The organism is Rhodococcus sp. K11/5, from assembly GCF_055193735.1.
Genome location: NZ_CM143721.1, coordinates 836,061 through 847,388, shown reverse-complemented (window position 1 = coordinate 847,388; position 11,328 = coordinate 836,061). Strand labels below are relative to the sequence as shown.

12 protein-coding genes and 1 pseudogene are annotated in these 11,328 nt (G+C 67.4%); 8 read left to right on the top strand and 5 right to left on the bottom strand.

Annotated features, from left to right (window positions below):
* Positions 1 to 60: 60 nt before the first annotated feature.
* From ACY466_RS04040 to ACY466_RS04025, 4 genes are all read left to right on the top strand, one after another.
* A complete protein-coding gene (locus ACY466_RS04040; protein WP_463250016.1) occupies positions 61 to 891 on the top strand; it encodes a TniQ family protein in 831 nt (276 codons plus the stop codon).
* 148 nt (positions 892 to 1,039) lie between these two features.
* Entirely contained in the window at positions 1,040 to 1,411 is a 372-nt protein-coding gene (locus ACY466_RS04035) for an ArsR/SmtB family transcription factor (RefSeq protein ID WP_054720048.1), read from the top strand.
* Positions 1,408 to 3,372, top strand: coding sequence for a heavy metal translocating P-type ATPase (locus tag ACY466_RS04030; protein ID WP_269596756.1), 1,965 nt, complete (start codon positions 1,408 to 1,410; stop codon positions 3,370 to 3,372). Before ACY466_RS04035 ends, ACY466_RS04030 begins: the two co-directional genes overlap by 4 nt.
* Before the next feature lie 10 nt (positions 3,373 to 3,382).
* Complete coding sequence (locus ACY466_RS04025) at positions 3,383 to 3,730, top strand: DUF3703 domain-containing protein (protein ID WP_054720545.1); 348 nt, start codon at positions 3,383 to 3,385, stop codon at positions 3,728 to 3,730.
* 70 nt (positions 3,731 to 3,800) lie between these two features.
* Here ACY466_RS04025 and arsA read toward each other — a convergent pair whose 3' ends face one another.
* The 3 genes from arsA to ACY466_RS04010 are packed head-to-tail and all read right to left on the bottom strand — an operon-like array spanning position 3,801 to position 6,531.
* Entirely contained in the window at positions 3,801 to 5,603 is a 1,803-nt protein-coding gene (gene arsA / locus ACY466_RS04020; RefSeq protein ID WP_463250014.1) for an arsenical pump-driving ATPase, read from the bottom strand.
* Between the two features lie 54 nt (positions 5,604 to 5,657).
* The gene (arsD, locus tag ACY466_RS04015) at positions 5,658 to 6,050 is read right to left on the bottom strand and encodes an arsenite efflux transporter metallochaperone ArsD (RefSeq protein ID WP_059384767.1); all 393 of its coding nucleotides are present in this window, start codon (positions 6,048 to 6,050) and stop codon (positions 5,658 to 5,660) included.
* Between the two features lie 58 nt (positions 6,051 to 6,108).
* A complete protein-coding gene (locus ACY466_RS04010; RefSeq protein ID WP_395116320.1) occupies positions 6,109 to 6,531 on the bottom strand; it encodes an arsenate-mycothiol transferase ArsC in 423 nt (140 codons plus the stop codon).
* 52 nt (positions 6,532 to 6,583) lie between these two features.
* Between ACY466_RS04010 and ACY466_RS04005 the strand changes: the two genes are divergently transcribed.
* The 4 genes and pseudogenes from ACY466_RS04005 to ACY466_RS03990 all read left to right on the top strand — a co-directional run bounded on the left by ACY466_RS04005 (position 6,584) and on the right by ACY466_RS03990 (position 9,201).
* A complete protein-coding gene (locus ACY466_RS04005; protein ID WP_395116318.1) occupies positions 6,584 to 6,991 on the top strand; it encodes an ArsR/SmtB family transcription factor in 408 nt (135 codons plus the stop codon).
* A 35-nt stretch (positions 6,992 to 7,026) separates the two neighbouring features.
* A pseudogene (gene arsB, locus ACY466_RS04000) lies at positions 7,027 to 8,065 on the top strand (ACR3 family arsenite efflux transporter).
* 25 nt (positions 8,066 to 8,090) lie between these two features.
* Positions 8,091 to 8,741, top strand: coding sequence for an arsenate reductase/protein-tyrosine-phosphatase family protein (locus ACY466_RS03995; protein WP_463250013.1), 651 nt, complete (start codon positions 8,091 to 8,093; stop codon positions 8,739 to 8,741).
* A 25-nt stretch (positions 8,742 to 8,766) separates the two neighbouring features.
* Positions 8,767 to 9,201 (top strand): arsenate reductase ArsC, encoded by a 435-nt coding sequence (locus tag ACY466_RS03990; RefSeq protein WP_072738921.1) that lies wholly within the window; start codon positions 8,767 to 8,769, stop codon positions 9,199 to 9,201.
* Between the two features lie 139 nt (positions 9,202 to 9,340).
* Here the strand turns inward: ACY466_RS03990 and ACY466_RS03985 are convergent, their stop codons facing one another.
* Both ACY466_RS03985 and ACY466_RS03980 read right to left on the bottom strand, forming a co-directional pair.
* Positions 9,341 to 10,486, bottom strand: coding sequence for a sensor histidine kinase (locus ACY466_RS03985; RefSeq protein WP_072738922.1), 1,146 nt, complete (start codon positions 10,484 to 10,486; stop codon positions 9,341 to 9,343).
* Positions 10,483 to 11,262, bottom strand: coding sequence for a response regulator transcription factor (locus ACY466_RS03980; protein ID WP_174561872.1), 780 nt, complete (start codon positions 11,260 to 11,262; stop codon positions 10,483 to 10,485). Before ACY466_RS03980 ends, ACY466_RS03985 begins: the two co-directional genes overlap by 4 nt.
* Between the last annotated feature and the right edge of the window lie 66 nt (positions 11,263 to 11,328).

The window sequence follows — 11,328 nt, the reverse complement described above, 5'->3', positions numbered from 1 at the left end:
CGGCTCAGTGGTTGGGGAACCACTATGGCCACGATAGGAGTCGACCGGTGGCCGATCACCGTGCAACTACATCCCGCCGAGTATCTGCCGGGCTGGCTGATGCGCGTCGGCTGTCGCTACCAACTGACCCCGATCCAGATTTTGCGCGAGCTCCGTGTGCCGCGGAGCCCGACCGGATATCACCTCGTTCTCGAGCACCTGAGCCTGCACGCTCGGTGGATCGCCGCTCACCTCGGTGTCCCTGCCGGTGACCTGCGCGCCGCCCTGTGGGGCCGGCCGATCGATGCCGCCGCGGCACGGTACCTGGTGCACCACCGCCACATTCGGCCCGACCGGGGAGGATCGCGTTTCTGTGCCCGATGCCTGGCCGAACCCGATCCGTGGTGGCATGCAGGCTGGGCCAATCCGCTGCTGCCGCTCTGTGTACGCCACCAGGTGTATCTGCAGTCGACATGCGAAGGCTGCGGTCAGGTGCCGTGGACAGGAACGGCGTGGATGAGCGCTCTGGCCCCGCCGTGGCAGTGCCCGCAGCGCCATGCTCGCGAACCGCAACGCCCGGGGCGTGTGAGACCGTTCTGCCGATACGACCTGCGTGACGCTGCTGTCCTCGCTGCACCGGCGAAGCTGTGTTATGCCCAGCAGAATCTGATCGAGTTCGCTGCCCTCGCCGACCTTCAGCCGAGCCGACAGTTGCGCTACGGCACCACCGACATGCCCATCACCGAGGTGCTCGACGAGCTGTGCCGTCGATTCGTCGACACGATCGGCTCTCCCGTGCGAGGACCTGGCGACCGGCCTGGACAGTCTGAGCAAGGCGATCCTCCCGCGAGGCAGAACTGGCATGCGACCCGTTGGCCGTTCCAGGCTGGGAGCCAGCCGGCCAGTCTGTGAACGTCCCTTGAGTCGTGACGAGCCGGTCCGAGAATCCGCCAGCCGTCATCATTCGCGACCGTTGTCGGAGTCCGCACTGGCGGAGTAGAACGCGCGTTGTCCCGCTCCCTCCGCTTGATTAATCATGTTTCCTCAATATCATCGTTTTATGACGATGAATGAGCGAGCGACGACCTGCTTCGGTGAAAGTCTCGACTCTGCAGCAGCGTTGTTCCACAGTCTCTCCGACGGCACCCGCCTGGCCATCGTGCGCCGCCTCGCCGCCGGGGAATCCCGAGTAGCGGACCTGGTCGGCGAGCTGGGATTGGCGCAATCGACAGTGTCGGCGCACGTGGCATGCCTGCGGGACTGCGGCCTGGTGCAAGGCCGCCCGCAGGGCCGGCAGGTGTTCTACTCGCTGGCCCGACTGGAACTGCTCGACCTGCTGGCCTCGGCCGAAACCCTCCTGGCCGCCACGGGCAACGCCGTCGCGCTGTGCCCGAACTACGGCACCGACACCGACACGGGAGTGACGGCATGAGCGACGCCTGCGGATGCGGCCCCGACGAACCCCGCGTCGAGGGCGAAGACGACCAGGAGCCCGACAAGTGGTGGCAGGTCACCGAGATCCGGGCGGCCGCCGCCGCGGGTGTCCTGCTGATTGCGGCCCTGATCGTCCGCGTCACCGGTGGGCCCGACGCTCTCGGGACGGGCTTCGAGGCGGTGGCGCTGGTCGTCGCCGGCTACACCTTCGTCCCCTCGACCCTCAAGCGGCTGGCCCGCGGCAAGATCGGGGTCGGGACCCTGATGACGATCGCTGCCGTCGGCGCCGTGCTGCTCGGCGAGGTCGGCGAAGCCGCGATGCTCGCGTTCCTGTTCGCCATCAGTGAGGGTCTCGAAGAGTACGCGGTCACTCGCACCCGACGGGGCCTGCGCGCCCTGCTGAATCTGGTGCCGGACACTGCCACCGTCCTGCGCGGCGGCCGTGAACAGACCGTCGCCCCCGCGGAGTTGGGGCTCGGGGAGATCATGATCGTCAAACCCGGGGAGCGGCTCGCCACCGACGGCACCATCCGCACCGGGCGCACCGCCCTGGACACCTCCGCGATCACCGGGGAATCGGTGCCGGTCGAGGCCGGACCGGGCTCCGAGGTGTTCGCCGGGTCGATCAACGGCACCGGCGTGCTCGAGGTCGAGGTCACCGCCGGCGCGCAGGACAACTCGCTGGCCAAGATCGTGAAAATCGTGGAGGCCGAGCAATCCCGCAAGGGCGAGGCCCAGCGTCTGGCCGACAAGATCGCCAAGCCCCTGGTGCCGGGAGTGATGGTTGCCGCGGCGTTGATCGCCGCGATCGGCAGCGTATTCGGTGATCCGCTGGTGTGGATCGAACGCGCCCTCGTCGTGCTGGTCGCCGCGTCCCCGTGTGCGCTGGCCATCGCGATCCCGGTGACCGTGGTCGCCGCGATCGGCGCCGCCTCCAAGCTCGGCGTCCTGGTCAAGGGCGGTGCCGCCCTCGAAGCGTTGGGCCGGATCCGCACCGTCGCGTTGGACAAGACGGGCACCCTGACCCGGAACCGCCCCGAGGTCATCGACGTTGCCACCACCGGCGGCACCACCCGCGCCGACGTTCTGAATGTCGCCGCTGCGCTCGAGGCACGCAGTGAGCACCCCCTCGCTGCAGCGATCCTCGCCGCCGTCGACGACTACACCCCCGCCGAGGACGTCGACGCGGTCCCCGGTGCCGGACTGACCGGTCACGTCGGCGGCATTCCTGCCCGTCTGGGCCGGCCCGGGTGGATCGACCCGGGCTCTCTGGCTGCCGATATCGAGCGGATGCAGCACGCCGGAGCCACTGCGGTGCTCATCGAACGCGACGGCACCCTGATCGGGGCGATCGCGGTGCGCGACGAACTGCGTCCCGAAGCCCGCGACGTCGTCGCGGGGCTGCGCCGCGACGGTTACACCGTGGCGATGCTCACCGGCGACAACGAGCGCACCGCACGAGCGTTGGCCACCGATGTCGGTATCGACGAGGTGCACGCCGATCTGCGTCCGGAGGACAAGGCCCACATCATCGACACCCTCCGCGGTACACGGCCGACGGCGATGGTCGGCGACGGTGTCAACGACGCCCCGGCCCTGGCCACCGCCGATCTGGGGATCGCGATGGGCGCGATGGGCACCGACGTGGCCATCGAAACCGCCGACGTCGCCCTGATGGGTGAGGACCTACGGCATCTACCTCAAGCCCTGCAGCATGCCCGCCGATCACGAACGATCATGTTGCAGAACGTCGGCCTCTCGCTCGCGATCATCACCGTCCTGATGCCCCTGGCCCTGTTCGGGGTACTCGGCCTGGCGGCGGTTGTCCTGGTTCACGAGGTCGCCGAGATCATCGTGATCGCCAACGGGGTCCGCGCCGGACGCGCTCGCCCCCTGACAATCTCCGGATCGGCGGCACCTGCGTCGAATCCTGGGGTACGAGAATCCTTTTCTTCCTGAAGGGCCTTCCATGAGTCCAATGCCTGCAACTGTCCGAGCCTGGTATGCCGCGGAGATGACCGCCGCTCGACACACTCACACTGCAGCCGAGCGGTGGACCCATCTCGAACGCGCGCACATCCTGTCGCAGCCCTACCCGTGGCCGCACACTCGCAATCACCTCGCCATGCTCGGTCTCGCGGTGCGTCAACGCGACCGTCGCGAAGCCCTTGGGCAGATCATCCGGATCATGGTTGCTGCCCCCGGTTCCGCGCTCGGGGGTTACCCCGAAGGCAACACCGGCCGCGTCGCTGCAGGGTTGATGACCCCCATGCCGATTCCCGCCGATCTGACCGACGTCCTCACTGGCACAGCGTGATCCGAATCGTGGCTTCAGGCATGTCTCACACGAACGACATGAGTGGACGACCCGGCCCGGTGCTGGCGGATCAACGCACCGGTGCCGGATGCCGTTCGGCCAGCTGTCCCAACGCGGTGATTCCGACCGGTTCGCTGACGGCCAGCGGAATCACCGCGCACCGATTGGCGAGTTCGTCCCGGACCGTGTCGATCTGCTCGAGTTCGGCAACCGCTCGCTGCCGCAGCAGCGGCGCGGTGGGCGCCGCCGCGGCCAGGGAATTGTTGACCACCCACCCCCACGGCTCGATACCAGCGCGCCGCAGATCATCCTGCAAACCGGCCGCCTCGAGCACCGGGGTGGTCTCGGCAAGAGTGACCAGCACAATCTTGGTCTGCGCCGGGTCCTGCAGCCGCATCAGCGGGGTGATGAAGCGCCCGCCATCGCCCATCTGCCGGGCGATCTCCCGGTGATACGAGCCGGTCGCATCGAGCAACAGCAGAGTATGCCCGGTCGGGGCGGTATCGACGACGACGAACTTGCGGCGTGATTCGTGGATGACCTTCGAAAAGGCCTGGAACACCGCGACTTCCTCGGTGCACGGGGACTGCAGATCTTCGGCGAGGGTGGCGCGGCCGGCGTCGTCGAGTTCGGCGCCCTTGGTGGCCAGGACCCGGTTGCGGTAGGTCTCGCTCGCCTCGTGCGGATCGATGCGGGAGACCTCGAGGTGATCGAGTTCCCCGGCGAGAGTGTCGGTCAGATGTGCGGCGGGGTCGGTGGTGGTCAGGTGCACGTCATGACCACGGCGGGCCAGCGCCACCGCGATCGCGGCGGCAATGGTGGTCTTGCCGACTCCACCTTTGCCCATGCACATCACCAGCCCGTGGCCATCAGCCTCGATCGCATCGACCAGATCCGCCAGTGAAGCATCGGCGACCGCGGCGACACCCGGTTCGGTGTCGTCGACACTCACAGCGGTGGTGGTGGTGGTGGTGGTGTCGAACAGGGTGCTCAAAGCATCGAGACCGACCATGTTGACCGGCTTGAGCTCCACCAGATCGGTGGGCAGCGCGACGATCGCGGCGCCGCGACCCGCCAATGCTGCCTGCTCACGCTGGTACACGGCGGTAGCCAGCGGGTCGGTGTCATCGGCCGGGTCGGGCAGCACGCCGTTGACGACCACATGCTGTCTCGTCATGCCGATCGCGGCGAGTTCGCTGTGGGTGCGGGCGATCTCGGCCAGAGCGGCACGGTTCGCGCGTGCCACGAGCACCAGGCGGGTACGGCCGGGATCCGACAACGCCTCGACCGCGCCGGCGTACATGGCTTTCTGCTTGTCGAGCCCGGCCAGCGGACCGAGGCAGGACGCGTCGCCCTTGCCGTGGTCGAGGAATTCGGTCCAGTTACCGGGCAGTTGCAGCAGCCGGATGGTATGGCCGGTGGGGGCGGTGTCGAACAGCACGTGATCGAACCCGGCGACCCGGTCGTCGGGATCGGTGAGCAGAGAAGTGAATTCGTCGAACGACGCGACTTCGGTGGTGCACGAGCCGGACAACTGCTCGGTGATCGACGCGATCTCCGCTGCGGGCAACAACCCGCGGACGGGACCGACGATGCGTTCGCGGTAGGCGGCGGCGGCCTCCTCGGGGTCGATCTCGAGCGCGCAGAGCCCCGCCGCCGCGGGGACCTCGGTGATCGTGTTGCCGATACTCAGACCGAAGACCTGCCCGACATTGGAGGCGGGGTCGGTCGAGACGAGCAGCACCTTCTTGCCGGCCCGGGCCAGGCGCACCGCCGACGCGCACGCGATGGAGGTCTTACCGACCCCACCTTTACCGGTGAAGAACACAAACCGGGGCGGGTCGGTCAGAAACGTCGGGTCGGCGGCAGCCATGAAAGCAGGTACTCCTCGTCGGACGGGTCAACGGAAAGGTGCAGACCTGTCTGGTCAGCAGCAGGTGGACTCGCCCGGGGTGCAGCAGGAGTCGCTGTCGTCCGCGAGCCCGAGCATGGTCACCCCGGACGGCGGCGCGGGTACCTCAAGGCCGGCCCAGGTGGCGAGCTCGGTGCGGGTCGGGTAGCGCCCGGTAGCGACGGTGACGTCGTCGACGAGCACGAGCGGCAGCCCGTCCGATCCGGCGAGTTCGAGGAATTTCTTGACCGTCTCGTTGTGGGCGAACGAGAGTGGGTCGTTGGCCAGGTTGTGGCGGGTGATGGCGGCGCCCTGCTCGGTCAGCGCGGCCATGTCGGCGGTGAAGGTGACCAGGTTCTGGTCGAGGTCCTCGCCGCACACGCCGGTGTTGCAGCACAGGGCCGGTTCGAAGACTGCGATGGTGCTCATAGGTATCAGGTATTCCTTCAGTGCTCGAGGGCGAACAGAGTTTCCGGGACGAACTCGGTTATCGGGCGTCGGCGTCGGACAGCAGCCGGGTAGCGAGCTCCTCGACGCGGACGGCGATGTCATCGCGGACCAGGCGCATCCGCTCGATGCCGTCGATGCCGCGCTCGGACGGCTCATCGGTGTCCCAGTTCTCCACGCGTACCCCGGTGGGCGCATCGACGCGGGCTTCGCCGCCGAGGGTGACCACCAGGTCGACTTCGGTGAGGAGCTGCGGGTCGATCGGCTTGGGATACTCACCTGCGGTGGGTGCGCCGACCTCGCCGAGGACCTGCATCGACAGTGCGTTCAGCGACGATCCGGGCGTGGTGCCGGCGGAATGGACAGCGATCCGGTCGCCTGTGGTCTTACGCATGAGGGCGGCAGCCATCTGGGATTTGCCGCCGTTCTTGACGCACACGAACAGCACCGAAGCAGTGGGCACGTGGAGGTCCCTTCCCGTTGACGACTGGATTGATAACAGTCAATATAGACGCATGTCGAATCAGCTGTCGAATGGGGACGAGCCGTGCTGCCCACCACTCGCACGGGAGCCCCTCACCTCCGATTGGGCCACCGACCTGGCCCGCATGTTCAAAGCCCTCGGTGACCCGGTACGCCTGCGCATGCTCAGCATCATCGCCAGCCACCAGGGTGGGGAGAGCTGCGTGTGCGACATCAGCCCCGCGTTCGACCTGTCGCAACCGACCATCTCGCATCACCTCAAGGTGCTGCGCGAAGCCGGACTGCTCGACTGCGAACGCCGCGGCACCTGGGTCTACTACCGGGTGATCCCCGCCGCCCTCGAGCAACTCTCCGCGGTACTCGCCACCGAATCCGGTGTGCTGCCCGGTTCGGCCTGCACCTGCGCACCGGCCGAACCTTTCGAGGAGGCCGTCTCGTGACCACCGCCACCGAACACCGGTCCGTCGCCGGCAAGATGTCGGTCCTCGACCGGTTCCTGGCCGTGTGTGTGGATAGGCATCGCCATGGTCGCCGGTCTGCTGCTCGGCCGCCTGATCCCTGGGCTCGGGGACGCATTGAGCGTCATCGAGATCGACAACATTTCCCTGCCGATCGCGCTGGGCCTGTTGATCATGATGTATCCGGTGCTCGCGAAGGTGCGCTACGACCGCCTCGGCACCGTCACGGGCGATCGCAAGCTGCTGATCTCGTCGCTGATCCTCAACTGGGTGCTCGGTCCGGCGCTGATGTTCGCCCTCGCCTGGCTGCTGCTGCCCGACCTGCCCGAGTATCGCACCGGCCTGATCATCGTCGGCCTGGCCCGCTGTATCGCGATGGTCATCATCTGGAACGACCTTGCGTGCGGTGACCGTGAGGCCGCCGCAGTGCTGGTTGCGATCAACTCGGTGTTCCAGGTGATCATGTTCGCTGTGCTCGGCTGGTTCTACCTGTCGATCCTGCCGGGCTGGCTCGGGCTCGAACAGACCACCCTCGATGTCTCGCCGTGGCAGATCGCGAAGTCGGTGCTGATCTTCCTCGGTATCCCTCTGGTCGCTGGTTTCTTGACCCGCCATTTCGGTGAAAGGGCCAAGGGCCGCGAGTGGTATGAGGGCACGTTCTTGCCGAAGATCGGCCCGTGGGCGCTCTACGGACTCCTCTTCACGATCGTGATCCTCTTCGCCCTGCAGGGCGAGCAGATCACCTCGCAGCCGTGGGACGTAGTGCGCATCGCGTTGCCGCTGCTCGCGTACTTCATCCTCATGTGGGGTGGTGGGTTCCTGTTCGGTGTGGCGGTCGGCCTGGGTTATGAGCGCACCACCACACTGGCGTTCACCGCCGCCGGAAACAACTTCGAGCTCGCCATCGCCATCGGCACCTTCGGTGTCACCTCAGGTCAAGCTTTGGCGGGGGTGGTCGGTCCGCTCATCGAGGTGCCCATCCTGGTTGCTCTCATCTACGTCTCGCTCGCTCTGCGGAAGCGTTTCACCAGTTCGTCTGCCCCCGCTGTGTCGTAAGGATCGGCCACGTCAGGAGATGTCGATGTCCGAGCACGCTGCTCAGCCGGAATTACTGATGCCTCAGGCGGTGTTGCACCGCAGCGCCGAACATCTCGCCGAGAAGTATGCCGGGGTGTTCTCGGCGCAGACCGTCGAGCGGATGGTCTTCGAGTCGTATGCGGCGCTGCGGCGCACCGCCAAGATCCACACCCATCTGCCCTCGCTGGCCACCCGCTTCGCGGGCGAACGTCTCACTGCTCTGGCGCAGGCCGAGGGCGCTATACCGAAGGATGTGCCGGAGGTGCTGTTCGTGTGCGTGCGTAACAGCGGACGTTCGCAGATGGCCGCGGCACTGCTGGCTCATCACGGCGCGGGACGGGTGCACGTGCGCTCCGCCGGATCGGCTCCTGCAGCGGCGATTCATCCTGTCGTGGTCGAGGCGATGGCCGAGATCGGGCTCGATCTCGGCGGCGAATATCCCAAACCCCTGACCGACGATGTGGTGGCAGCCGCCGATGTGGTGATCACCATGGGGTGCGGTGATGCGTGCGCGGTGTATCCGGGTAAGCGCTACCTCGATTGGTCGTTGCTCGACCCGGAGGACGAAACGGTGGGCGCGGTGCGCGCGATCCGCGACAGCATCGACGCCCGGGTGCGTGCGCTTCTCGCCGAACTCGACTCTGTCGCTGTCTGACTTCTACGAAAGGACGTCTGGTTCCATGACCATCGACTCCACGACCGCCCGCACACCCTCGGTGCTGTTCGTGTGTGTGCACAACGCCGGCCGTTCCCAGATGGCCGCGGGATTCCTCAGCGCGCTGGCCGGCGACCGGGTCGAGGTCCGTTCCGCGGGCTCGGCACCGGCCGAGCAGGTCAACCCGGCCGCCGTCGAGGCGATGGCCGAGGTGGGTATCGACATTTCCGCGCAGAGCCCGAAGATCCTCACCGTTGATGCGGTGCAGGCCTCGGATGTGGTGATCACCATGGGGTGCGGTGACACGTGCCCGGTGTTTCCGGGCAAGTCGTATCGGGATTGGGTGCTCGAGGATCCGGCCGGGCAAGGGGTGGAGGCGGTGCGTCCGATCCGCGACGAGATCAAAGCCAAGGTCGAGGCGCTGATCGCCGAACTCGTCCCTGACGGCGCCCACGCCTGACAGGGGTGGTCCGTCGGCGCCGATGACAACAAACATGACGGAGGCGTTCAGTCCCTCAAGTCGAGGGCCCGCGCTCGGAGGTCGTGAGTCCACGGATTGAGATGTACCGGATACGGCAACACCGAAGCAGACTCCGAGGTCAGACTGCAATGACGGGCAGTTCGATCGTAAAGCGTGCCCCACGGCCCGGCCCGTCACTGTGTGCTCGGATGCGCCCGTGGTGGGCCTCGACGAGGGCACGGGTGATGGTCAGGCCGATACCGCTGCCGCCGTGTCGGCGATCGCGGGCAGTATCGGCGCGGTAGAACCGGTCGAAGAGGTGGTCGAGGTGATCGGCGGCAATGCCCTCGCCGGTGTCGGCCACCGTGATCTCCACCCTGTCGGTGTGCGCTTTTCTGCTGGCGACGGTGACCGTGCCGCCACAGGCGGTGTGGCGCAGGGCATTGTCGAGCAGGTTGCCCAGGACCTGACCGAGCCGGTCGGGATCGACCGTCACGACCACGGAGTCGTCGACACGGCTGTGCAGTGCGACGCCTTTGCTGTCGTACCGTTCGTGCACCGCATCGACCGCGGCGGTGACGAGGGCGCCGGTGGTGGTGGGCACCGGCCGGATGCGGGTGAGGTGTTCTTCGGCGCGCGATACCGCGGTGATGTCCTGGGCGAGACGACCCAGCCGGTGGGTGGCGGCGCGCAGGATCTGTCGGGTGTCGTCGTCGAAGGTGCGGACGCCGTCGTCGAGGGCTTCGAGATAGGAGTCGAGGGTGGCGATCGGGGTGCGCATCTCGTGGCCGAGGTCGGCGAGCATCCGGCGACGGGTGCTTTCGGTGGCGTCGAGGCGGCGGGCGAGTTCGTTGACGGTGAGGGCAAGGTCGTCGAATTCGCGGCCGAGTCCGGGGCTGGTTACGCGGGTGTCGTACCGGCCGCCGGCGATCCGGGCGGTCGAGGTGGTCACCGCGGTCAGCGAGCGTTGGACACGGCGGGTGATGTACCAGCTCACCGCCAACGCCAGCAGCACCGCGATCCCCACCGCCAGACCCCACGCCAGGACGATTGCCCAGGCGAACGCCTCTTCGACATGGGCGGCCTGGCTGGAGTTGTGGTCGATGCCGGCCTGACCGAGGTGATCGTGGAAGATACCCGGCGCAAGGGCGGAGGCGACGAGCCAGGCACTGGCGGCGCAGCCGACCACCACCACGGTCAGGGCCAGGAACAATCGGGTGCCGAAACTCGACCCCGCCAGTGCCCGCCGCACCGACCCTCGTGGAGCGGGGATCTGGGGATTCATGCTCCCGTGCCCATCCGGTAGCCGACTCCACGGACGGTGCGCACGTAGCGGCCGCGGGTCGCGTCGTCGCCGAGTTTGCGGCGCAGATGACCGATGTGTACGTCGACCAGATGCGCGTCGCCGGTCCAGCTCGGCCCCCACACTGCCTCGATCAGCTGGGCCCGGGTGAGCACCACGCCGGGATCGCGTGCCAACGCGGCCAGAACATCGAACTCGGTGCGGGTCAAGGGCACTGGCTTCCCGTCGACGGTGACCTCGCGGCCATCGATGTCGAGGGTCAGGTTCCCGACACGGTGGATCGGATCAGCGCCGGTGGTGTTCTCGGCCGGTCCGGGTGCGGCGATCCCGGTGCGGGGACGGCGCAGCATGGCCTGGATGCGGGCCATCAGCTCGCGGGGGCTGAACGGTTTGCTCATGTAGTCGTCCGCGCCGACCGACAGCCCGATGAGGGTATCGATTTCTTCGGTGCGGGCGGTGAGCATCACGACATAGGCGTCGGAGAAGGTCCGCAGTTGCCGGCACACCTCGACCCCATCGACTCCTGGCAAACCGAGATCGAGGACCACGACGTCGGGGTCGACCTGCCGGGCGAGGGTAACGGCGTCGGCGCCGTCACCGGTGATCGCGGTCTCGAACCCGTCGCGTTCGAGATACGAGCCGATCAGGTTCGCCAACGGTGCCTCGTCCTCGACGACCATCGCCCGCAACCCCGTCGCGGGACGCGGCGGCGGCGCCGGGTCGCTGGCCGCAGTCAGAGGGCGAGCGGAGGAGTCCATGGCGTCCATCTTCACCGGCGAGTATCGCTGTCGACGACGCGGTGGGGTTTCTTGAGCAAATCTTCA